Consider the following 23,672-nt stretch of genomic DNA (forward strand, 5'->3'; position numbering starts at 1 on the left):
AGCTCCCCGGAAACAAATATAACCCTCTTATATCATATGAAATATATCAATTTCAGAACGCAGCGCTAAAGCCAACAGGCCGTTCGTTATCCGCAAAACAGGAACTTCGATTTCCGGTTTTGATCGCTTCTGATTGACTCCGGATCTATTGGATGTTGAAGCAGCACCTTCACGTTATGAAACGGTTAGGCGGAGGTGGAAGATGGAAGGTATCTTTCCAGGAAATTAGGAAGCAGATTACGGCTTTTCGGAAACATGTTCGAGTTTCGATATATCGATATATCGGCCCAAAAGCTTAACATATAATTGTTGTCCGCCCAGCCGTTGGAAGGCCTGATCGAATTCATCGGCCAGGACTATAGTGTCTTGGGAAAACCCAAAGTAGAGCGCCGTCGGTTTTTCAGGGATGTCAATGAGTCTGAACTCGTCGATTACACCGAACTTTTCCAAAAAGAAGATACTGGAAGCTTTGCCGGGTGAGTATATCCCGTCGATGCGATGGGCCATCACTTTTTTCAGGTTGATTTCTAAAAAATCAGGGCTGCTAATTAAATCGAATTGGATGGACGGATCCCTCATGAAGGGGGTTACATATGCCCTTTGAGAATACCCGAAAACCATGTGACTGATGTCACCGGCTTCATTAACGACTTTTAAGGGATTGCTCCGATGAACGGCGATTATGGACTGCGCATAATAATAAGGCGTCTTTGAGTATATCATGTAATCTCGCCGTTCCGGCACGTAAACAGCGAGACACATGATACGGTTCTTCTTTTCCCGCAAGTTGTAAAGCTGTCTGGCGGGGCTTGTCGGTTCCGTTTCCCATTTGAAGTCGATGCCGATTTCCGGTGCGACATGATCTACCATCAAATCGTAGATGGCACCGGTGACCTTTTTATCTTTATCGAGAAAAATATGCGGCGGTATTGAAAAATAGCTAAGTACCGGTGAATCGGAAAAAAGGCGATCCTGTTCCATCCGGTCCGATTGAACTGTGACCTCTTGTCCATGAGGTGGTGGTTTTTGTTGTTTTCCTTCCCCCCAACAAATCAGAACTGGAAAGAAAAAAATAATCAGTAAAACGGCTTTTTTCATCTTCACGCATAAAAATGCCGATTCAATCGGCAGTATAATTCATTATGATATTTTCCCCACTTTGAAGTCGCATTATCGGGATTTCAGCTTCGTAACTTAAGCGCTCGATTGACAGTACACATACCTTTTGATTGTTTTTTTCAAATTCCAAGGCTAACGGTTGGCTGACAACGACTGATTCGGTAGCCTGAAAACCTGAAGGCCCAGAAAAACGTTGCCATGAAATCCCATTTTCCCTGAAAACATTGACCACGTTATGGGCTTGCTACTTCTTCTAATTGGTGAGGGACAGCGGCGGCGCAGATTCACGCGGTAACTTCAAAAACCGGGGTCAATAGCCATTTCTGTATGGGTAGGTCTTTAACCAAAAGGATTTTAAAAAAGACTGTGCACGGCCGGCCATTAGATCGTTAACTCGGCCTTTCGATTGGGGGAGCCTCGTTGGGATCTTCCGGAGTGTTTTTCGAACCCAGCCGCTTTTGGACTGCACGAATACAATCATCGACGATCAGGTAGAGCGCCGGCACGTAGAGCAGGGTCAGCAGGGTCGCCGCCAGCAGGCCGAAACTGATGCTCACCGCCATGGGGATGAGGAATTGTGCCTGGAAACTGCGTTCCAGCAGTAAAGGGAACAGTCCGGCAATGGTGGTCACCGAGGTCAGAAGCACCGGCCGGAAGCGCGAGCGGCCGGATTGCACCACCGCTTCGGCAATCGCCATTCCGCCGCGGTGGGCACGGTTGATGAAGTCGATCAGGATCAGAGAATCGTTGACCACGATGCCGGAAAGGGCCACGATGCCGAAAATGCTGATGATGGTAAAAGCAATCCCCATGACCAGATGCCCGGCCACGGCACCGATCAGTCCGAAGGGAATGGCCATCATGATGATTACCGGCTGAATGTAGGATCGAAACTGGGTAGCCAGCAGCAGAAAGATGCCCATGAGGGCAAGCGTGAATCCCTTTTTCAGACTCTCCAGAGATTCCTGGGTGCGCTTTTCCTGCCCCTCCAGATCGTAGCGTAGTCCCGGGTAGCGTTTGAGCAATCGGGGAAGAAATTCCGCATTCAGATCGGCAACGATCTTGCTCGTGTTGCCCACATCCTCGTCGATATCACTGCTTACCGTAATCACCCGTTTGCGGTCCACCCGCCGGATCAAGGAATAGGCCCGCGAAGGCGACACTTCGGCCACCTCGGTAAGGGGAACCTGCCGTCCGTCGGGGGTTCGCACCCGGGCCCGCTCGATAGAGAAAAGTGTCCGCCGGTCTTCTTCGGCGTAGCGCACCTGCACCTTGACGTCGTCCTTGCCGCGCTGAATGCGCAGGGCTTCCTCACCGTAAAACCCCTGGCGAAGCTGGCGGGCGATATCGCTCATGGTCACACCGATGCTCTGGGCGCCGTCTTTGATCCGCATGCGCCGTTCGGGCTTGCCGGGTTTGAAGTCGTCGGCAATGTCGTAGGTTCCCGGATATTTGCCCAACTCGCTTTTCAATTCCGCGGCAGCCTGCTCGAGCTGGCTGAAATCGTCGCCGATCAACTGGATTTCGATGGGACTGCCTGCCGGCCCCCCCTCGATGGTGAAGAAAGAAAGCTGGTCCACGCCGGGGATTTCACCGGCAAACTCCCGCCATCGGTTGATGACGGCATTGACCGAAACCCGCGGCCGTTGGGCTGACGAAATCATCTCGATCCAAACCTCACCGCAGTGGCCGCCGATCTGCGACGGCTTCCAATCCCTTCGGGGAATGTAGCCGGTCAACGAGTAGGTATTGGTGATCAGGTCCTTTTCCTTATCCAATTGCCCGGCGAAGGCCTGGTTGAGTTTGAACGCCTGCTGCTCCAGGTAGGTGATGGTTTGCGCCGTGGTAGCCACCGGCGTTCCCAAAGGATAGTTGACTTCGGCGATCACCCAGTCGCTGTCGCCCTTGGGCATGAAGATGAAAGGCACATACCCACCGCGCAGAATCCCCAGGCTGACGATCAGCACCCCCAGACCGATGGAAAATGTAAAATAGCGATTCTCCACCACGTACCGAAGGATCGGCGTGTAGATTCTTTCGATGGTAAACTGCAGCCCGGCTTCGATGCGCCCAAGGATTCTCTCGTGAACGGCCCGCCCGACTTTCTTGCCGGCCATCCGGCTCTTCATCAGGGCTCTTTCCAGGTGCGCTGGCAGTATAATCAGGGCTTCGCCCAAAGAGACGATCAGAATGGCGATCACCGCCCGGGGCATGACACCGATGAATTTACCCATGATGCCGGTAATAAACATCAGCGGTGTAAATGCCACGACCGTGGTGGTCACGGCCATGATCACCGGTCCGCCGACCTCTCCGGCGCCGTCCACCACGGCACGAACGGGGGACTTGCCCTGCCCGTAATGGGTAAAGATGTTCTCCCCGACGATGATGGCGTCGTCCACCAGAATACCCAGGGTCATGATAAAGGCGAACAGGGAGATCATGTTGATGGTCTCGCCGCCGAAATCCAGCACGATAAAGGCCCCCATGAAAGAGATGGGGATGCCCACGGAAACCCAGAAGGCGAGACGCAGGTTGAGAAAAAGGGCCAGGGCGATAAACACGAGGACAATTCCCTGGAATCCGTTGCGCAGCAGCAGGTCGATGCGGTCCCGCACCATGGTGGACAGGTCGAACCAGGTGGCCAATTCGATTCCGGCCGGCATGCGGCCGCGGTTGGCGGCCACGTATTGCTCAACGGTGTCGGAGATGGCAATCACGTCCTCCTGGCTGGTGCGGTTGACCTGCACCAGGGCGGCGGGCTTGCCGTTGAAGCGGGCGATGATGTCGGTATCCTCGAATCCGTCAACCACCGTGGCCACCTGCCCCAGCCGCACCACTGTTCCCTCGGTGTCGGTGATCAGGGGCAGCGCTTCGAATTCTCTGCCGGTGTAAAGCTGGCCCTTGGCGCGCACCAGAATCTCCCCGTGGTCGGTCTTGATGGCGCCGCCGGGAAGATCCAGGCTGCCGGTCTTCAAGGTGTGGACCACCTGGTCAAAGCTCAGTCCGTAGCGCCTCAGGTTTTCCTCGGAAACCTCCACCGCGATCTCGTAGTCCCGCACCCCTACCAGCGTGGCCAAGGAGATGGGGCCTGTATCCACCAGATCGTCACGGATACGGTCCGCCGTCCGGCGAAGGAGTTTTTCGGGAACATCGCCGTACACGGCCACGGTAATAGCCGGGTTGCGGTTGATGATCTCGGTAATAATGGGGTCCTCGGCCTCATCGGGGAAGGTGTCGATGAGGTCCACTTCGTTCTTGATGTCGTCCATGGCCTTCTGGACATCGGCGTCCTTGTCCAGTTCGACCGTTACCGAACCGCTGCCCTCTCTGGATGAGGAATAGGTTCGCTTGATGTTCTCTATACCCTTGATCTTCTCCTCGATCTTGATGCAGATCCCCTCCTCCACCTCGGCCGGACTGGCACCGGGGTAAGGAACGGTGACATTGATCATGTCCAGGGCGTATTGCGGGAACATCTCCCTTCGCATGTTCACCACCGTCAACAGCCCCGCAACGATGATGAACATCATGATCAGGTTGACCGCAACGCGGTTATCTACGGACCATTGGGCGAGTTTCTTCACAATTTCAGATGTCGGATGTCTGAAGACAGAAGTCGGATGTCGGGAATCGGGAACCAAGAGGAATCGACTCCCAACTCTATCTTTCTATGCATCTTCAAACCTTTGTTATTAAGCATCGATGCTCTTCCAGTTGTTCATCAGGCGGTAAAACTTTGCATTTAGTTGATCATACTCCTGATCCAGATGAGCGCAAAAATCCTTATCCAAATATCCACAATCCAAGGCAAAAGAAAGCCATCCGCGCGTTTCTTCGGCGGAGCCAAAGGCATCGTTGAGGTGTCGTATAAATACATTTTCATATCTGCGCTTGGCGTACCCTTCCCGAATATTGATGGCGACGGATCGTGATGATCGTCTTATCTGATCCGTCAATGAATAGATCTCATCTTTTGGGAAACGAGTGGTGCACTTGAAGATCTTCATCGCCAATGAATACGCCAAACGATAGACCTCCAGGTCATGAATCGATCTTATAGCCATGGCGTTTCCTTCTTGACTGGGCTCCCGGGTCTGTTGCCTTCCGCCTTCCGACCTCAGTCCTCCGTCTTAAGCCTCATCTTCATCCCCGATACCGCATCAGATATCGGCGTGGTGACGACCTTATCGCCGTCGGCAAGGCCTTCGCTGATCAGCACTTCAGTTTTAAAGCGGCGCAGAACGGTGACCGGCCGAATCTCCAGTCGGTTGTCGACAGCCAGATAAACGGTGTCGTCGTCGTGGACCAGATGCCGCTGTAGGCGATGGACATGGTCTACCTGACGTCCCTGGATTCTCACCGTGACGAACATGCCCGGCTTCATGCGCCCGGCGGAATTCGTCATGGAGCTGGAACCGATTGGTTCATCCACCTGGACGACCACAGGCAGGGTGCGGGTGGTTTGATCCAAGGCCGCTTTGATCCGCGCCACTTTACCGTTCCAGGTTCGGTGTGGTTCGGTTTCTGAAAACCGGACCTCTGCCTTCAATCCGTTTTTGGAGGCAGTCTCGTCGGGAAACCAGGTCAAATCTCCCACCGGAATTTTTATCTCGATGTCGAATGCCCCGGCCCGGTAGATGCTGCCCACCGGCTGGCCCATACTCAGGTACCGGCCGGTTTCCACGCTCTTTTGCGTTACCCAGGCTTCGTAGGGAGTTTCGATCCGACAGCGCTCCAGATCCAGCTTGGCCTGTTCCCAGGCCACCCTGGCCATCTCCAACTGGCTCTGCAACCGGATACGATTGGGACCGATAAGGGCCAGTTGGTTTTCCAGGGTCTGAAGTCGTTCCCGGCTGGTGAGATATTGACGATCAGCTTTATCCAGCACGCTCTGGGCGGTCATACCCTTGCCGGCCAGTTTCTTCAGCCGCTTGACCTCCGCCAACGCCAGCTTCACATCCGCCTTGGCCAGTTCCAGGCTCTCGTTGAGATTGAGAACATCCTGATCAAGGCGCTCTAAATCGGCCTGGGCTTGGCGAATGCCCACCGTTGCCCGTCGCACGGCCAGTTCGTAGTCTTGCGGGTCGATGGTCACGAGGACTTCACCGGACCTGACGAAGCCGCCTTCGATGAAATCCGGATGTAGGGCCACCACCTCCCCGCGCACCTGGGCCACTATTTTCAAGGCTTCCCGTGGAGCAACCGTTCCGTATGCCTCTACAACCATGGGCAAGCTTTCCGATCGGGTGGCGACGACCTCCACCAAGCGGCCGTTGGACACACGCTCCTGCTTTTCCGCCCGGGGCCGCAACTGAACCAGCAAAAAGGCAACGGCAACTGAAACCAGCAGCACCACCAGAACGCGAACGGTTTTAAACAGGGCGCCTTTCTTCATCGGGTCGTCCTTTTTATTAACGACAATTCTCCAAATGAGGATAAGGAAATGAAATCCTCAGATCGGACTATAGCCATTTTATGATAAATTCCTTGAAATATATTCATTTAACCAATCAGGCACCGGTTTTCAACGCCTTTTTGTATGGGCATTCGGTTGCCCCCATCATGCTTTAGCGGCCATCCATTATTCTCTTGACCCTATATCCAGATAAACAGCTCAATCCCGGTCTGCACCAAACGCTGTCCAGGGTCTAAAATAGACTTGAAGGGCAGAGAGAAATCCTACAATTGAACCCAGGTCCAAAAAAAGCTCTGGACATTCCTGTCCGTCGACGGTACAGTAAGAATGCAAAAAAATTCTGGACATCCCTGACGATCTTTTATATGAAAAAAATAGAAAAAAGCTCTGGACATTCAAACATGGCTTGGATACAGTAGAATCCAATCAACCTGTAATCTCTGTTACTCCTTATGCCACCGACATCCTCTGAAACCTTTTGTGGGCAATGGGTCAGCCCGGAACAAATCCAGGAGATAGGGGATATCGTTTCCCTGTTTCCCAAACTGACTCGCACTGAAATAGCCAACACCATTTGCGAACTATTTGCATGGAAGCGGCCAACAGGCAAATTGAAAACTGTCGAATGCCGACAATTTCTCGAACGCCTGGATGATGTGGGACTCATCAAGTTGCCGGCCTGCAAGACTCAATATACCAGGCCGTGCCAAGTCCGAATCGCAACAACCAACCGAACCAACGCCCGGCCGATTCTTTCCGTGAAACTGAGTGAGCTGTCGCCGATTACACTGCACCGAGTCACAGATTGCAGGCAGCGAAAACTCTGGTCCGAATACTTGGACCGCTACCATTACCTGGGCTACCGGATCCCCTTTGGCGCCCAACTGCGATATTTCATCGAAGCCGGAGCCGATCAGACTCGGCTGGGATGCCTCCAATTTTCCAGTCCGGCCTGGCGCATGGCGGCCAGGGACCGTTGGATTGGATGGAGCAATGAAGAGCAGCGCAACAACCTGCAGAAAATTGTCAACAACAGCAGGTTCCTGATTTTTCCTTGGGTGAAGGTAAAAAATTTAGCCAGTACGGTTCTGAGTCTGGGAGCAAAAATCGTACCGGTGGACTGGCTTGACACATTTGGATATCGGCCGGCCCTCATGGAGACCCTGGTCGATAAAAAACGCTTTCCCGGTACGTGCTACAAGGCCGCCAATTGGGTTTACGTTGGTGAAACGACAGGGCGGGGGCGCATGGATCGAGAAAACAAACGAACCGGAATGGCGGTTAAGGATATCTACCTTTATCCGCTGTCGAAACGGTTTCGGCAGGAATTGATGCAATACTGAACGCGATAAAGCAACTTGTTGATAATATCGTTTCGAAGAGAAGTTTATACCTTTTAATACAATAAGTTAAAACTCATCTCACCTGTAATTGGAAGGGCAGAGCTATATCTACATGGAACCAGACCGAACAAATCCCACGATATGCTAACCACAAGTGAACGGGAAAAATCGAATCAAGAGGCCGGGCCGGGAATCCGCGCAAGGCTTTTGAAAGGAATCGGTGCACAAGGCTTCTCCCAATCCGTGCAGATCTTCATTCGCCTGGCAGAGGTGCCCTTGTTGCTGGGTTATTGGGGTACACAATTATATGGCGAATGGCTGATGCTGGCAGCCATACCGTCCTATCTCAGCATTGCCGACGGTGGGTTTGCCGGAGCCGCCTGCCGAGAGATGACCATGCGTAGCGGCGCCGGTGATCGCAACGGCACGTTGGTAGTTTTCCAGAGCACGTGGATATTACTCATGGTAGTCTCCGTGATCGCGGTTCCATTGGCATCCGGCTTCGTTCATTTCGCGCCTCTTGGAGACTGGCTCGGGTTTTCGGCCATAACCGCCATTGATGCAAAAAAGACCCTATTTCTTCTCATTTTATTCGTACTGGTCGGCTTTCAAATCGGATTGCTCAACGGCGGTTTTTGGGTTGCAGGATGTTATTCAAAAGGTATGTATTTTATCGCATTGACGCAAGTTTTAGAGTTCGGCGGTATCGCTGCTGCTGTATCACTGGGAGGCGGTCCGATCCAGGCGGCTAGCGGATATCTTTGTGGGAGACTTCTGGGTACCGGAATCATGTGGTTCGGTCAGCGGCGAGTATGCCCCTGGCTTCACCATGGATTAACCAACGCTTCGTTTGCAGAGCTTCGACGGCTTACAGCACCAGCAATTGCTTCCCTTTCCTTCCCCATTGGAAACGCTTTGAACATCCAGGGTATGCGGCTGGTCGTCGGTGTTATCCTCGGCCCGTCAGCCGTGGCTTTGTTTGTGCCTATGCGCACACTAAGCCGCATCGTCATGCAGCCAGCAAGCATCGTCAATAGATTGGTAGAGCCCGAGCTAGCGCTATCTCACGGTGCCAAAGACAATTCTCTTTTCAAGCGTCTTTTCACAAAATCCTGCCAAATCACACTGTGGGGATGCCTTGGAGCCTCTCTATTCGTGGGGCCGAGTGCGCACTGGATCTTTTCAACATGGACGAACGGTAAAATCGAGCTGCAATGGCCAACATTTATCATCCTTCTTGGTGGTGTTGTGATCAACAGCCTCTGGTATACGGCCTTGATGGCCTCTTACGCAATAAACCGCCATGGTCGTATCGCAATGTGCTATGTCATAGTGTATGGAATCGCTGCTTTCGGTTTTGGTTTCCTCGGAGCAACCAGTTGGGGACTCGGAGGCGTGGCGATAGTGCTCCTTCTAACGGAAGCCACAATGGCCGTAATCGTAGTGCGCCCTGCCCTGCAGATGTCAGGCGTTAAGTTCAGCCAATGGGCCAGTACAATTATGCGCCCACCCGTTGATATCTTTGGTTTCAACTCATTATTTAGGCGGATAAGGATGAAAGTTTCATCCTAAAGATTGACAGGAAAATAAACACTCAAATTATTTTGCAATTTGACAGGTTATGAACCAGAACCTCCGCATCCTTTACTTAGGACGAAATTCCGGCACTTCCTGTCACCGGGCAGAAGCATTGAGGCGACTCGGGCATAGAGTAGACATTTTAGACCCATGGGATTTTTTTCCGAAGAACAAGATGGTTAAAAAGGTTATAGGAAAGCTCGTATACGAGGCGGGTCCCACCTGGATAGAACCCTACATACGGCAACGACTTGCAGCCAGCCTCAAGGGCCGTCATTATGAGGTGTTGTGGAGTGACCAATGCGTGCTGATCGGCTCAACGACAGCATTGAACTTGCGTCACCATTCAGATTTCATGGTTTCTTATTCAATTGATGATCCTTTTGGCACCAGGGATAGAAACAAATTTTTACTTTATCGCAAATCCCTAAAACTATACGATCTCGCAGTTGTCGTCCGCGAACCGAATATAACCGAAGCTTACTCGCATGGTGCTCGCAAAGTTTTGCGTGTCTTCATGTCAGCAGATGAAAAGGCCCATCTTCCTTTGATGTTAAACCAGGAAGAAAAAGCTCGTTGGTCAAGCGAGGTGGCCTTCATAGGCACTTGGATGCCGGAGCGGGGTCCGCTTTTATCCCGCCTCATTGAACTCGGAGTACCTATAACGTTATATGGCAACCGGTGGCAAAAGGCAAAGGAATGGCCAGTCATCAAAAAAGCCTGGCGGGGTCCCGGATTGACGGGTGATGACTATGTCAAGGCCATCCAGGCCGCGAAGCTATGTTTAGGCCTGCTTTCCAAAGGAAACCGAGACCTGCATACAAGTCGATCCGCGGAGATTCCTTACATCGGCAGTCTTCTTTGCGCCGAACGCACCGCGGAACACGTTGAAATGTATCATGAAGACAAAGAGGCCGTCTTTTGGAGCAGCCCTGAGGAATGTGTTGCAAAATGTTTTGCGCTTCTATCCGACCGGTCCAATCGAAAAGCCATTGCCCAGGCCGGCCGCAAACGCTGCCTGACCAATGGCTTGCTTAATGAATCCATTATGGAGACAATCCTTAACACGCTTTTCGAACAGGAACGGGTACCGTTACATTCACTCGGCAAATCGGAAAGTCATCTGCCATGCGCCCCATCCAACTAGATTCGTGGCGGCTTACACCGGCCACCCGCCAAGGCCGACTATTAGCAAAAGGCGGGGGTATCTTCACTGTGCTCGTGTGCGTCCTGCACATTGCGATAGGCGCGGATCCCCTCGTAGCATGCCTTGCAGGTCTGGCAGTAATAATCAGTATCTATCCTATCGCCATCCATGGATTTTTAAATATTGGGGCTGTGTTGATTGCCATGGTTGGCTTTCGATATGTCGGCTTCCCATTTTTTGCCAAGCTCACCATGGGTCAGCCTTTGGATACCTACCTGCTGGATCCTGCAGGATCATTTTGGGTTGTTTTATTAGGGCTTCAGGGCTACCTATTTGCCTTTTCAGTGGCTTCAAATCTTCCAGTCGGCCGACCGGCCCTTAAACTTGTGACCAGCAATGCGACATTGGCTCGAATTTCCTTTCTTGCAGCGATCATCGGCATAATGGCCAACTTATCCGTAGCCTTTCGGGCTGGGGAGCAATACACTGGACTCACTGTTGCCGAGTTCTTCGTGCCATTTCTCCACCTTGCCTTGATCAGTGCCATTGCGAGGGTACTTCAGGCCACTGAAAAACGGCGAGGCCTTGATATGTGGATTATCTGCCTATTAATCGCGGAGATTGCTTTTGCCATGGTTAAAAATTCACGCATGGCCTTAATGGAAACTTTTCTGTGTTTCATAGTAACAGTGATTAGCTTTGAAGCGAAAATCAGATGGAGGCAGTTCTTATTTACGGTTTTCGCAATAGTGATGGTGATCATATTTGCCACACCTGTTTTCTTGTATGTGAGAGATTCACGCGATGACCTTTCATGGACTCAACGTATCGAAGCAACCCTTGAGATGGTATTGAAATGGCCGGAGGCATTTGCCGAATATCAAGAATACAGAGACCTGGCGAATCGATCAGGGTGGCACCTCAACTACTATGGGAGTCCTCAGAACATCTTTGAGCGTACGACGCTAGTAAATCATGTGGACGTGATTAAGGCCGGGTCGGACATATACGGTCCTGTGGGACTGGAAGACATGAAATTATGTCTGAAAAGGGCCATGCCAAGAGCACTTTCGCCCGACAAGCCTCGCGAATACAGCCAAGGCTCGTGGCTGTATGAAAAGATCGGCCTTTCAAACCAGGGGCCCTTCGCAACGGCCCCTTTGATTGGCACGGGCTATGCGGCCTTTGGTTGGGCCGGTGCCTTCTTTTATCCTCTTGTCCTTGGCTTGGCCTGGTTTCTCATCGTTAAAAAGATTTCCGGCTGGCATCTTCAAGGCAACGTCTGGGCCATTTACCTGCTCCTCCGCATACATAATCAGTTTGTTGAAGGAGCCTCTGATGCATATGTAGTGAACGTCCTCAGGAGTCTTCCACAGGATCTATTTTTATTATGGCTTATTGAAATTTTTGCTAGAGGTCGCTTCCTTCATCCATGGCGAAAAATGGCTGTATAGGCTTATAGAAGAAAATTGCCTTACGTTTTTCTACGGAACCTGTGCATGAAAGATATTCAACCGAGTCTTTCATTTCCCACTTTTATACGGGACATTTCCTGCTTTGAGAATGCTTCACCATGATGCCCGAAATTTCACAGCGGAGGGTAAAACGGGTTCTTGTTTACCGGCTTGGCTCAATGGGCGACACTATCGTCGCATTGCCCAGTCTGCGCTTAGTGGCCCAAGCCTTTCCCAAGGCGCAGCGTTGGATGCTGACAAACTTTAGGGTTTCGGAGAAGGCCGTTCCTATGGCTCAACTCCTCGAAAATACAGGACTGATACATGGTTACATTCAATATCCTCTTAAATTGAGCAACCCTTGTGTTCTGGCAGCACTATTGAGGCGCATCCGTTCAATGCGTCCGGAGATCATGGTATACCTTGCCGAGCCTCGTGGGTTAATCCAGATTTTACGTGATGTAATCTTTTTTAAACTGTGCGGCATACAAAAACTTATCGGCGTTCCGTATATGGGGACATTGCAGCGACCAGCGCGGATGGCCAACGATTCTTACGAATACGTGGGGTCTCGCCTTCTTCGCTGTCTACAGTCTTTAGGTAAATTTAACATAAAGGACCCATCCGCCTTTGATTTATATCTCACACCATTTGAGCACGCTTCGGCCGAGACGGCGCTGAAGAGTATTGGAATAAACAGATCTTTCATCGCGGCAAGCATTGGCGCCAAGGTGGATGTGAAGGATTGGGGTGATGAAAACTGGAGTTTATTGTTTGCTAAATTAGGCAGAGAACTGAAAGGGTGGTCGCTTGTCATGGTTGGTTCAGCAGATGAAAGAAAACGCACCTCCCAGGTACTCAGGAGCTGGCCGGGCAATAGCCTTAATTTGTGCGGCCAGTTGAGCGTACGCGAATCTGCTGCGGTTCTTTCACTAGCCCACACCTATGTGGGACACGACTCCGGCCCAATGCACCTTGCCGCGGCTGCCGGAACCACTTGCGTTGCCATATTTAGCTCAAGAAACATGCCCGGAGAATGGTTTCCCCCCGGGGACCGACACACCCTGCTTTATAGGACCGTTAGTTGCATGGGGTGCCGACGTGAAGTATGTGAAGACTTAAATAAAAGGTGTATCCAGTCCATCTCCGTTGATGAAGTCTTTGGTCATGTATTGCGGGTTCTTAACACCGAATGCCCTTCGAATTAATACGGCGCTCGAAACATCGTCTCTATGTTACAGCCCAAAAACAGAATGACGCCAACACTGGTTATGCGTGAAGAGCTTTTCAGGGTCTCCAAACTATTCCGTTTGGCGAATCGATTGTTTCGGGAATTGAAAGGGGTGTATAGAATTGGTGGAAAGCGTATTTTTTTTTTGTACTTGTCGGCAGTTTTCAGACGCATCCCTAAAATCATCAGAGAAACCAGCTTGAGGCCTGCTGATAAGTTGATGGTCAACAAGACACTCTGTCTCACCCCCCTCGGAAAAGAAGTGAAGGTAGATGGAAAACATTTTGGCCTTGTTCGGGAAATATATTGCTCCAACTGTTATTTCCCGCCGTTGCCTGGTTTTATAGTACAGAACAATGATAGGGTTGTAGACTTGGGATGTAATGTGGGGATATTTTCAATGCTGTCCGCAAAATTCGCCCAACAGGTGATTGCCGTAGATGCCCAATCAAGATTGTTGACGGATTTAAAAGCAAATCTCGCGCAAAACGATTGCATGGAAAAAGTAACTTTCCAATTGGCGCTCATTGGTTCAAAAAGCGGCGTTTTTTCAGACCCAAAGAAGCTAACGGCTGCTTCACATTATGGCGCCCCCCCACCCATGGTGTCAATGAATGATCTCTGCGAATTTCAACAAACGGACCGAATAGATTTTCTCAAGATAGACATCGAGGGTTCTGAATTTGATTTGTTTTCCATCAACACACAGTGGTTGGAGCGGGTAGGAAAAATCGCCATGGAAGTCCATCAAGATTATGGCGAATTGGATGCTATTATTGGAGTGTTGAAAGCTTGGGGGTTTAAAATCTGGATTCAAGATAAAAAAGGCCTGTTTGTTGATACGTTAGAAGATTCAACGGGATACCTTTATGCAAGTCGCGCGCATGAAGGTTGTTAAAACAGTCACACACTTGATTGAGTCAATAAATCTGTTTCAAAATTCTCATCGACTTCAAATGTCCGTTCCATATTGGTCGTTTTTCCTTCTCCTTGCCACCGTCTTAAACTGCTTTTAACATTTATTAAAGTATATTTTCTTAAATAATGTCAAAAACTAAACCGCCAGGGATAACTGCTGTTGTCCTGACATATAATGAAGAGAATAACATCAACCGCTGCTTGGCCCGCCTCTCATGGGTCGACCGTATAGTTATCGCAGATTCAGGCAGCACCGATAAAACCCTGGAGATCGCTGAAAGCGTAGGTTGTGATATCTACGTCAACCCCTGGTCCGGATTCGCTTCCCAACGCAACTGGGCCCTTGAGAACACGGAAATACGTACACCTTGGGTAATATTTGTTGATGCCGACGAGGAAATTACATCGGATCTTCAATTAGAAATGTGCGAAACGCTGTCGGTTACCACCTGCGATGCATTTTATCTTTGCTCCAAGGTGATGATGTTCGGCAAATGGGTCAAATACAGTTCCAATTTTCCGGTCTGGCATCCCCGTGTCGTTCGATTCGGCAGGGCATGTTTCAAAAACGCAGTCACCGGCCACGGTGAAACATGGGAGCTTAACGGTGACACCGGCTACCTCCAGGAGCCATACATTCACCACAGTTTCTCAAAGGGCATCAGGTACTGGTTTTCTAAACACAACCGCCTGTCAGATATCGAAAGCGCCGCCTGTCTGGGAAAAAGAGAAATCTTTTCTGATTTACACACCTGCCTTTTTGTCAAAGATAAGCATCGGAGACGGCAGGCGTTACGGGCGCTCTCCTATAAATTCCCCTGTCGCGCTTTGTTCCGGTTTCTACATCAATTCGTTTTGAAAGGAGGTTTTCTGGATGGGGCTGCTGGGTGGACTTATTGTACGCTGTATTTTGCCTATGAAATCATGATATCTGCCAAGGTTAGAGAAAAAAAATTTCACGTTTCATCCAGCTACGACTGAACGACTACCTTTCCTTCCTCCCATGCATATCACTTTTGTGACTACCCATTTCCCTCCCTCCAGCGGATTTGGAGGTGTTTGCGAATCAAGTCATGGTCTTACAAGAGCCCTGGCCAGGGCCGGTGTTACTGTCGATGTGGTAACCAGCGATGCGACTATGGGCTCAAGAATACCTTTTGGTGATTTTGCCGAAGTGGAAGAACCGAATCTTCGTATTTTCCCCTTTACGTATTTAGCCAGCGAAAAAAGCTGTTTCTCCTATCATGCGATACGCGTTTTGCATAAACAGGTACCCAAAAGCGACCTTATTCATGTAAACGGTATATTCACCCATCCGGTTACACTTGGTGCGTGGTTCGCACGACGCCGGCACAAACCGCATTTAATTGCAACCAGAAACGGTTTGGATCCTTGGCTCTTCAACATCAGGCGCCTTAAAAAAAAAATGGGGTTTAAACTATACGCCAAAAGAGATCTTGAAGGTGCCGATTGCATTCATGCCACCGCCCTGCAAGAAGTAAAGGCTTGTCGAGCATTCGGTTTGAATGGGCCTTTCACGATAATCCCCAATGGCATCGATCCGCTCCAATACCAGCATCTACCAGCACCTGATGTTGCTGAGAAACAATGGCCGAAGCTGCATGGAAAAACCGTCGTATTGTTTCTTTCGCGTCAAAGCCCCCAAAAGGGACTTGATTTGCTCATTTCCGGGTGGGATGAGGTCAGGCAAAGACATCCAGAAGCGTTGCTGGTTATTGCAGGCCCTGATTATATGGGATTTTCAAGCAAAGTGCAGCGATGGGCGCATCGGTCTGCCGATCCAGACTCAATCCTGTTTGTCGGTGGCGTCTGGCGGGAAGACAAATTGGCGCTTTATTCCCGCGCAGATCTGTTCGTTCTTCCGTCCTATTCCGAAAACTTCGGTAATGTTATTGCGGAAGCACTTGTTTGTGGGACGCCGGTAGTAACGACTCAGGCAACACCATGGAAGGACATCCAAAAGACGAATTGCGGACGATGGGTTCCTGTAAACAGGCAGGCCATCATGAAGGCGCTTGGCGAGTTGATCAGCATGTCGGATGATGATCGTCGGGAAATGGGCCGGCGGGGTAAAAAGCTGATCATGGAAAATTTTACCTGGGATATCGCCGCCCGTAAAATGATGACCGTCTACAGCGCGCTAATCAATGGAGGGCGTATCCCACGGCATCCCCAACCATTTGCCTGTTCAAGATAATGCGTTGAAAATAAATTTTTCTTTATTGCTCTTGCGCCTTGAAAAAATCATGCACGTGATCTTGTCACCACGACTGCTCAAGGCGCTTTATGCACACCGGGTACTTGCCGGAACTGAGCATCGCTCCATCCTTAAAACGCACCTTGTGACGGTGGTCGATGTAGGCGCCAACCGAGGCCAGTTCGCCCTTGCCGCCAGAAAGTGGGCAAATAAGGCTACGATTATCTCTTTCGAACCCCTTGCCGATCCCGCAGACAGGTTTCGAAAAGTATTTCAAAATGATCCTGGAGTCACCCTTTTTCAGGCAGCTGTTGGACCACGGGCCGGCGAAACGACCATCCACGTGTCTGCCGCAGACGACGCCTCTTCCCTTCTTCCCATTGGACCGCTACAGGAGCAGCTGTTTCCCGGCACCAATGAAATCAGGGCAGAAGCAATAAGAATAGGGCCACTATCCGATTTCATTGACCATGAGGCAATTGTATCGCCCGCCATGCTCAAACTGGACGTGCAGGGATACGAACTGGAAGCGCTTCGCGGTTGCGAGGAATTGCTGGGCCGATTTTCCTACGTCTATGTCGAGTGCTCGTTCGTTGAGCTGTATGTCGGCCAAGCCATGGTGGATGACGTCATTGTCTGGCTGCATGAGCGTGGATGGGTTCTCAGCGGTGTCTACAACGTAATCAAAGAACATCGGGGAAGAAGTATACAATCCGACTTTTTGTTCAGAAACTCCTACCTTGGGCAATCAACAGTAACATAATTGGTGAGAGATAGTTAATGCGCATCGCCATAAATGACTATGCCGGCTTTTCGTTCCCTCTGGAACTGAGCAGAGAGTTGTCCAGGCGCGGGCATCAGGTTCTACATCTATATTCCGGGGCCAGTGGCGGCCCGAAGGTTTCAGCCCAGCTTGATGGTGAAAAAAGACTGTGTATCGTCAATCTCGATGCAGGCCGCGTTGACAAAGACAATTTTTGTAAAAGATGGAGACAGGAACGCCATTATGGCGTCGTAGCGACGGCAAAATTGAACCAGTGGCGGCCAGATCTTGTCATATCCGCCAACACCCCCTTGGAAGCGCAGAAGAAAATTCTTTGCTGGGCTAGCAAGCACTTCATTCCATCAATCTTCTGGCTCCAGGATCTGTTGAGCATTGCTGTAAAATCGATACTTTCCAATGTTAATCGAGTGCTGGGCCGCCTGGTCTACGGCTACATGAATCGAATCGAAATCGACCTTCTGACCCAGGCCGACCATATCATTTCGATTACCGATGATTTTTACCCCTATTTGAATGCCTGGAATATCGATCCAGCCAAAGTGAGCCTGATACCCAACTGGGGTCCGATCGAGCAGATCCCCGTGCTGCCCAGAAAAAACCGATTCTCCGCTCACCATGGCCTGGATGAAAAATTTGTCGTTTTGTATTCGGGCACATTGGGGAAAAAACAGGATATCCATCTGATTGCCGATACCGCAGATGGGCTGGCCGATGACGGTGACATCCTTTTCGTTGTCGCCACCGACGAGCGCGGGCATAGATTACTCAACCGCCAGGTGGATGGAAAAGACTTTGCAAATCTTCTCCAACTGCCGCTTCAACCCGCGCAGATGTATCCATACCTGCTGGCCTCCTCGGATGTAACAATAGTGACCCTTGACCGGTCGGCCGGCAACTATTGTGTGCCGTCCAAGCTGTGGTCGGCGTATTGTGCCCAGAAAGCCTCGGTCGTTGCCGTTGGTAAACACAACCTGTGTGCACGAATTACTGATCAAATCGGTGCCGGAAGCGTAATTTCTCCAGGATCGGTCGATCAATGTGCAGCGGCCATAAGAAGATTGAAAAGAAACCCCTCATTGTGTGTTGCAATGGGAGCCAACGCCAGGCGGTATGCCGAACGCTGCTTTCCCATATCCTCGATTGCGGACAGGTTTGAAGCCGTAATCGACCATATTGCGATGCACTGATTCAAGCTCTTTTCTGCGCCACCCATACGGTCACTACGTTTGATTCTCCACCCTCTGAGGGTGCCGAAAAAACATCGTATATTCTCCCTTTCGATTCATAAACCCAAACGAGGTACCGAGATGGAAAACGGGAATTCAAGACTCCTGTTCATCACCGATCTGGTCATCATGTTCGCCTGCTTCTTCTTTGTTTTTAAGTACTACACGGGCGGAACCATGGTCCCTTTAAAAGGCAATATCCTGATGGGCCTCATTGTCATTTACTGGTTTTTGATATCCGTCAATTCCAATATTCTGCGGATCAATCGCCTGTCGAACATCACTTCGGTCACAAAAGATATCCTGATCGCTTATTCGGTGTTGAGCACGATCACGATTGCAACTGTCGCCATTTTTGGTCAATTCAGACCCAACGACAAGCTGATCCTCTACCCGTTGCTTTTCGGAGCCCTTTCCTCAACCAGCCTGCGTCTATTGTACATGGTTATCAGCAAACACCGCCTGAAACTCGGTCATCAGCAGAAAGCTGTCGTGTTGATTGGCAGCGGAAACGCAGCCAAACAGATCATCGCCACTCTTCTGACCACCCCGGAGTTGGGATTTAGAATACAGGGGGTGTTGTCCGACAGCGACCCGGGCCTGCCCATCAGGGGATTGTATGCGGGCAAGCTATCGCGGTTTCCCGACATCCTGCGCAGCCATCGGATCGATGAAGTCATCATTGCCGAACCTTCAAGTAAAACGCATGCCATCAAGCGTATCATCGACCGATGTGAGGTGGAGGGGTTGCGATTCTGCATCGTCCCGGACTTTTATAATCTCATCCCCAAGTGGACGGTGCTCAACGGCCTTGGAAACCTGCCGGTCATTGCCGCACGCAACGAACCCCTCAACATCTTCAGCAACCAACTGATCAAGCGGTGCTTCGACGTAATCGTCTCCTCAATAGGCCTATTGGCTCTCTCTCCCCTGTTTTTGATTATTGGTGTGGGGATAAAAATCTCTTCGCCGGGGCCGATCCTGTTCAGGCAAAAACGCATCGGTAACAACAACGCTGAATTCACGCTCTTTAAATTTCGGAGCATGATCGTGCAACCACCGCAGGATTCCGATACGATCTGGACGATCCCCGATGATAAACGGATCACACCTTTCGGAAAGGCTATCCGACAAACCAATCTGGACGAACTGCCGCAGCTTTTGAATGTACTCGCCGGTGATATGAGCATCGTCGGGCCCCGGCCGGAGCGGGAACATTTCGTTGAAAAATTCAGCAGAGAAATTCATAGCTACCGTGTACGCCACCTGGTAAAATCGGGAATCACCGGTTTGGCCCAGGCGAATGGGTGGCGCGGGAACACATCCATCCAGAAACGAATTGAAAACGATCTCTACTACCTCGAACACTGGAGTCTCTGGCTCGATCTCAAAATTATCTTCATGACCTTTCTTAATCGAGAGGCCTGGAAAAATGCCATCTGATCTGCTTTTCTCGACTTATAGCCCCGAACTTCGAATGAATTGGGCCACAACCGTACAACAAACCCTTTCCACGTTTTGGCCATCATGACCTCTTTGCAACGGATCACCCTTTTCATAATCGCGACCATCCCCCTTCCCTTCGCGGCAGTCCAGCCATGGGTCTGGTCCGGCTATGGGTTCTTGATGGTCGTAGTGTTCCTCATTGGCTTGTGGACGCGACCTTTTACGGCACCTGTTCCGATCGGCAACCAGAAGAAAGCATTGGCGCTGTTTTTCATCTGGTCGCTTTTCCTGTGCCTGCCGATTCCGCCATCGATTCTATCCATCCTCAACCCGGCTCGGGCCACGACACTAAACGAGGCCTGGACGCTTACCGGCGACACCCCCACCTGGCAGGCCCTTAGCTACTTGCCAAGAGAGGCCTTGGCCTGGTGGACATTCCTGCTCAGCCTGGGACTATTCGGCTCCGTGCTCCACGACCTGTGCAAAGACCGAAGAATACTTCGGCGAGTGGTCTTCCTCATGATTGCGGTTGGGGTTCTTGAATCTATTTACGGATTGATTCAGGCCCTGGTACCTTCCATGGGCGTACTATGGGTCAATTATATCCAGGAATACATGGGCACCGCCCGGGGAACGTTTATCAACCGGAACCATTTTGCCGGCTTCATCGAAATGATCTGGCCCCTGGCATTGGCCGTCACCCTTGCCATGACAGGGCAGGCACGTTCCATCAAGGCGGCACTTGGATCGGACAGTCTCAATCGTCAGGCCTTGATGGCCCTGTGCATCATCGTATTTTTATTGGCGCTGATTCTCACCCGCTCCCGCGCCGGAATCATCAGCGGTCTTTTGGGATTTTTCGTCTTTTCGATCATGGCCCGTCCCGGCTTGCGCAACCGTCCCAAACAGACCCGTCTCTTACTGGGAGGCATTCTGATTCTTCTGAGTATCTACATCGCCACCGTCGGTATCGGTCCGGTCATAGACCGGTTTCTTTCCATCGGCAATGACGGCAGTTCGCGGCTCACCATCTGGCAGGACAGCCTATCGATTGTCAAAAATCATCCGCTGGGAATCGGTCTCGGCAACTACGAAAACACCTTTTCGGTTTACAACCAATCGCCGATATTCGACAAAACGGTTGCCCATGCCCATAACGACTATCTTCAGTTCCTCGTTGAAACGGGATGGATCGGCTTTTGCGCCCTGCTCACCGGATTTCTTCTTTTTCTCATCCAATGCGGCCGACGCATTCAGCACATCAACACACGAAAGGACCCGTTGCGTTTTTTCCTGGCCGTAGGTGCCTTCAGTGGAATCGTTTCAATTTCTGTTCACAGCCTTTTCGATTTCAATCTGCAGATACCGGCCAATTGCGTTTACTTTGTTGTATTGATCGCTATATTAGGGGCCTGTACTCGCCTCGAACCATCGAACGCCTCACAACGATCTCTATAAAAGATTGCGTTGGAGGCGAAAATCCTATTCTGAATTATAGGTTGCGGTTCCTGAATTCATCTGCCCGATTTCAGAACAACCATTCATCCAGGACCATGCCTGGAAGATCGGCAATTATCGACGGAATGATCGACCTGCATTGCCATATTCTGCATGCCATCGATGACGGGCCCGCGACGATCGAGGAAAGCGTTCAAACGGCTGCGGCTCTCATAGAGACCGGTTATGGGTTGGTGGTGGCCACACCGCATATGATCCCGGGCACGGCCTGGATGCCACCGATCAACCACGTTAAATCGCGGGTGAGGCAGATAAACGAAGCCATACGGCTCGCCGGAATGGAATTGGAAATCCTTTCCGGCATGGAGATCGCGCTGGACCCGCTGATTCCCGATCTCTTGGATGACGGCCGTTTGCTGCCATTGGGCAACTCTTCCTGTCTGCTGGTCGAGCCCCCGTTTCAACAACTGCCACCGGGCTGGCGACAGCTGGTTTTTACCATTCTGGCCAAGGGGCACACCATTCTGATGGCACATCCCGAACGCTGCCCGCAACTGTCGGCCAACCCGAAATGGATTGAAGACCTCATCCAATCAGGCGTCTACCTGCAGATCAACTGGGGAAGTTTCCTCGGTCATTACGGGAAACCGGCGAAAAGGGCAGCGATCCGCTGGGCGCAAACCGGTTGGATTCACTGCCTGGCAACAGACAGCCATCATCCTGGCAGGCGTCATTTTGCGGGGATGCAAAAGGCCGCGGTCAAGCTGGCCGAAATGATCGGCGAGGCAAATTTATGTCAGCTTACCCACGACAATCCGCAGCGGCTTCTCCGCGACGAACCGTTGCATCCGATGGTTGCGTCAGGGCGAATGAAAAAGCACTGGTGGCGGTTCTGGTAAACGCCCCATACCCATTTTTTCTTTTTGTGACGGGCGGTGAACCCACTTCTAAAGCCAACGGACTTGAATTTGAGAATTAAAGTGCAAAGAAGCATTCCAATGCGGCTTGTTATCAGCATGGTCCTGTTGGCATTGGCATGCTGGTCGATCAAAACCGCATGGCCGCTTCGAATCGTTCACCAGGGCAATTTTGCCTTCACCAAAGAAGAATCTCGCCGCTTCGAAAAATACGCGGACGCGCAGTATGCCTATGGCATGCAAAGTTGGATGGATCAGGATCCGCAAACAGCGGTCGGCTTTTTCCGAAAGGCCATTTCCCGGAACGTTCTGCACATGGATGCCTGGCTCAGGTTGGCTGAGGCCGAGGCCGCGTTGGGACGAGAGGAGAACGCCCGTTCCATTCTGGTTTTCACCACCGATATGACCGATCGGGTCCTGCACTGGAAGTGGGCCCAGATGGTGTTGGCCCTCCAACTGGACGTGGACCCAATTTTCTGTCACAACGCCAACGATCTGCTGACCCGCAAGGTACTGGAAAGAGATACGCTCCAGTTGTTGCACACCCATTTCAACGGCGACAGTCAGGCCGTTATTGCCGTCCTGGAGCCGCAGCACCTGGCAGGCTATCTGGACTGGCTGATCGGTTGGGGTATGGCAAAAGAGAGCCAGGCGGTATGGCGGGCCATGACCGCACAATGCACTGCGCCGACCGACACCGCCCTGCGTTACGCCCATTTTTTGATCGGCCATAAACGCATCCGTTCCGCTATGGACATTTGGCAGCAATATACGAATCCCACGAACGCTTTGACCAATCCGGGATTCGAAACCAGGATCACCGGTCAGGGCTTCGACTGGCGGTGCCAAGATGAAAAAAATGGTCATTGGGAGATAAAGCGCGTCTTTTCCGAGAGCACCGAGGGCAACTACTCCCTTCAAATCCGTTTTGCCGGCAAGGCCAACGTCGTTTTTCACCATCTCTACCAGATTTTCGCCGCAGCCCCCACGCAACGTTACCGTCTCACCTATCAATGGAAAACCAGAGGTATCACGACCGATCAGGGGCCTTTTGTGGAAATTGTCGGCTACGACGGAAAGGGACTTCAGCAAAATGGCCCCATGATGACCGGCTCCCACGGATGGCGTCAGGAAGTCATTGACTTCACCATGCCCGTGGACTGCCACGCAGCCGTCGTTCGTCTGCGGCGCCGGAAAAGCATGCGATTCGATTCAAAAATCCGTGGTCGGCTCTGGGTGGACGACTTCCAACTGGAACAAGTTCAGAACGATCCGCAGGAAAAACCCGCTGCGCAAAGGGTCCGGCTGTCCTCTTTAAAAAGACAAGCCGATCATTGATGGGCTCGGCTGAAACGTTACTCAAAAGCACAATCCTCATCCGCTGGCATTGCCGCCTGTTGGAAAATATCAGGGT

18 protein-coding genes are annotated in these 23,672 nt (G+C 51.2%); 14 read left to right on the plus strand and 4 right to left on the minus strand.

What is annotated here, in order from left to right:
* Positions 1-237 precede the first annotated feature (237 nt).
* The 4 genes from GN111_RS15125 to GN111_RS15140 form a co-directional block, all read right to left on the minus strand.
* On the minus strand, positions 238-1,098 hold the full coding sequence (locus tag GN111_RS15125; RefSeq protein ID WP_155304546.1) for a substrate-binding periplasmic protein: 861 nt from the start codon (positions 1,096-1,098) through the stop codon (positions 238-240).
* 410 nt (positions 1,099-1,508) lie between these two features.
* Positions 1,509-4,706, minus strand: a complete 3,198-nt coding sequence (locus GN111_RS15130; protein ID WP_155304547.1) for an efflux RND transporter permease subunit — start codon at positions 4,704-4,706, stop codon at positions 1,509-1,511.
* Positions 4,707-4,814: 108 nt separating this feature from the next.
* Positions 4,815-5,186: a four helix bundle protein gene (locus tag GN111_RS15135; protein WP_155304548.1), complete on the minus strand. Its 372-nt coding sequence runs from the start codon at positions 5,184-5,186 to the stop codon at positions 4,815-4,817.
* Between the two features lie 53 nt (positions 5,187-5,239).
* Entirely contained in the window at positions 5,240-6,517 is a 1,278-nt protein-coding gene (locus GN111_RS15140) for an efflux RND transporter periplasmic adaptor subunit (protein ID WP_155304549.1), read from the minus strand.
* 632 nt (positions 6,518-7,149) lie between these two features.
* Here GN111_RS15140 and GN111_RS15145 point away from each other — a divergent pair.
* From GN111_RS15145 to GN111_RS15210, 14 genes are all read left to right on the plus strand, one after another.
* Positions 7,150-7,881, plus strand: a complete 732-nt coding sequence (locus GN111_RS15145) for a DUF4338 domain-containing protein (RefSeq protein WP_197740558.1) — start codon at positions 7,150-7,152, stop codon at positions 7,879-7,881.
* A 141-nt stretch (positions 7,882-8,022) separates the two neighbouring features.
* The gene (locus GN111_RS15150) at positions 8,023-9,453 is read left to right on the plus strand and encodes a lipopolysaccharide biosynthesis protein (protein ID WP_155304551.1); all 1,431 of its coding nucleotides are present in this window, start codon (positions 8,023-8,025) and stop codon (positions 9,451-9,453) included.
* A 181-nt stretch (positions 9,454-9,634) separates the two neighbouring features.
* Positions 9,635-10,606, plus strand: a complete 972-nt coding sequence (locus tag GN111_RS15155) for a CgeB family protein (RefSeq protein WP_170302315.1) — start codon at positions 9,635-9,637, stop codon at positions 10,604-10,606.
* The gene (locus GN111_RS15160) at positions 10,588-12,060 is read left to right on the plus strand and encodes a hypothetical protein (RefSeq protein WP_155304553.1); all 1,473 of its coding nucleotides are present in this window, start codon (positions 10,588-10,590) and stop codon (positions 12,058-12,060) included. Before GN111_RS15155 ends, GN111_RS15160 begins: the two co-directional genes overlap by 19 nt.
* Before the next feature lie 119 nt (positions 12,061-12,179).
* The gene (locus GN111_RS15165) at positions 12,180-13,268 is read left to right on the plus strand and encodes a glycosyltransferase family 9 protein (protein WP_155304554.1); all 1,089 of its coding nucleotides are present in this window, start codon (positions 12,180-12,182) and stop codon (positions 13,266-13,268) included.
* 45 nt (positions 13,269-13,313) lie between these two features.
* Positions 13,314-14,189 (plus strand): FkbM family methyltransferase, encoded by an 876-nt coding sequence (locus GN111_RS15170; RefSeq protein WP_170302316.1) that lies wholly within the window; start codon positions 13,314-13,316, stop codon positions 14,187-14,189.
* A 146-nt stretch (positions 14,190-14,335) separates the two neighbouring features.
* Complete coding sequence (locus GN111_RS15175; RefSeq protein ID WP_155304556.1) at positions 14,336-15,190, plus strand: glycosyltransferase family 2 protein; 855 nt, start codon at positions 14,336-14,338, stop codon at positions 15,188-15,190.
* 22 nt (positions 15,191-15,212) lie between these two features.
* Complete coding sequence (locus tag GN111_RS15180) at positions 15,213-16,427, plus strand: glycosyltransferase (RefSeq protein ID WP_155304557.1); 1,215 nt, start codon at positions 15,213-15,215, stop codon at positions 16,425-16,427.
* Between the two features lie 4 nt (positions 16,428-16,431).
* The gene (locus tag GN111_RS15185; RefSeq protein WP_197740559.1) at positions 16,432-17,190 is read left to right on the plus strand and encodes an FkbM family methyltransferase; all 759 of its coding nucleotides are present in this window, start codon (positions 16,432-16,434) and stop codon (positions 17,188-17,190) included.
* A 17-nt stretch (positions 17,191-17,207) separates the two neighbouring features.
* Entirely contained in the window at positions 17,208-18,398 is a 1,191-nt protein-coding gene (locus GN111_RS15190) for a glycosyltransferase family 4 protein (RefSeq protein WP_155304558.1), read from the plus strand.
* Between the two features lie 120 nt (positions 18,399-18,518).
* Positions 18,519-19,880 carry an undecaprenyl-phosphate glucose phosphotransferase gene (locus GN111_RS15195; RefSeq protein ID WP_155304559.1) on the plus strand — a complete coding sequence of 454 codons (1,362 nt, stop codon included), beginning with the start codon at positions 18,519-18,521 and terminating at the stop codon, positions 19,878-19,880.
* 261 nt (positions 19,881-20,141) lie between these two features.
* Positions 20,142-21,341: an O-antigen ligase family protein gene (locus GN111_RS15200; RefSeq protein ID WP_170302318.1), complete on the plus strand. Its 1,200-nt coding sequence runs from the start codon at positions 20,142-20,144 to the stop codon at positions 21,339-21,341.
* A gap of 95 nt (positions 21,342-21,436) precedes the next feature.
* Positions 21,437-22,240 carry a tyrosine-protein phosphatase gene (locus GN111_RS15205; RefSeq protein WP_155304561.1) on the plus strand — a complete coding sequence of 268 codons (804 nt, stop codon included), beginning with the start codon at positions 21,437-21,439 and terminating at the stop codon, positions 22,238-22,240.
* 99 nt (positions 22,241-22,339) lie between these two features.
* Positions 22,340-23,596, plus strand: a complete 1,257-nt coding sequence (locus GN111_RS15210; protein WP_155304562.1) for a tetratricopeptide repeat protein — start codon at positions 22,340-22,342, stop codon at positions 23,594-23,596.
* Positions 23,597-23,672: the final 76 nt, after the last annotated feature.

This window comes from Desulfosarcina widdelii (assembly GCF_009688965.1).
GTDB lineage: Bacteria > Desulfobacterota > Desulfobacteria > Desulfobacterales > Desulfosarcinaceae > Desulfosarcina > Desulfosarcina widdelii.

Bases quoted from the DNA above. Each gene is read 5' to 3' on its own strand.
- GN111_RS15125 (WP_155304546.1), bottom strand. From the start codon at position 1,098: ATGAAAAAAGCCGTTTTACTGATTATTTTTTTCTTTCCAGTTCTGATT.
- GN111_RS15135 (WP_155304548.1), bottom strand. From the start codon at position 5,186: ATGGCTATAAGATCGATTCATGACCTGGAGGTCTATCGTTTGGCGTAT.
- GN111_RS15140 (WP_155304549.1), bottom strand. From the start codon at position 6,517: ATGAAGAAAGGCGCCCTGTTTAAAACCGTTCGCGTTCTGGTGGTGCTG.
- GN111_RS15150 (WP_155304551.1), top strand. From the start codon at position 8,023: ATGCTAACCACAAGTGAACGGGAAAAATCGAATCAAGAGGCCGGGCCG.
- GN111_RS15155 (WP_170302315.1), top strand. From the start codon at position 9,635: ATGGTTAAAAAGGTTATAGGAAAGCTCGTATACGAGGCGGGTCCCACC.
- GN111_RS15160 (WP_155304553.1), top strand. From the start codon at position 10,588: ATGCGCCCCATCCAACTAGATTCGTGGCGGCTTACACCGGCCACCCGC.
- GN111_RS15165 (WP_155304554.1), top strand. From the start codon at position 12,180: ATGATGCCCGAAATTTCACAGCGGAGGGTAAAACGGGTTCTTGTTTAC.
- GN111_RS15170 (WP_170302316.1), top strand. From the start codon at position 13,314: ATGACGCCAACACTGGTTATGCGTGAAGAGCTTTTCAGGGTCTCCAAA.
- GN111_RS15175 (WP_155304556.1), top strand. From the start codon at position 14,336: ATGTCAAAAACTAAACCGCCAGGGATAACTGCTGTTGTCCTGACATAT.
- GN111_RS15180 (WP_155304557.1), top strand. From the start codon at position 15,213: ATGCATATCACTTTTGTGACTACCCATTTCCCTCCCTCCAGCGGATTT.
- GN111_RS15190 (WP_155304558.1), top strand. From the start codon at position 17,208: ATGCGCATCGCCATAAATGACTATGCCGGCTTTTCGTTCCCTCTGGAA.
- GN111_RS15195 (WP_155304559.1), top strand. From the start codon at position 18,519: ATGGAAAACGGGAATTCAAGACTCCTGTTCATCACCGATCTGGTCATC.
- GN111_RS15205 (WP_155304561.1), top strand. From the start codon at position 21,437: ATGCCTGGAAGATCGGCAATTATCGACGGAATGATCGACCTGCATTGC.
- GN111_RS15210 (WP_155304562.1), top strand. From the start codon at position 22,340: ATGCGGCTTGTTATCAGCATGGTCCTGTTGGCATTGGCATGCTGGTCG.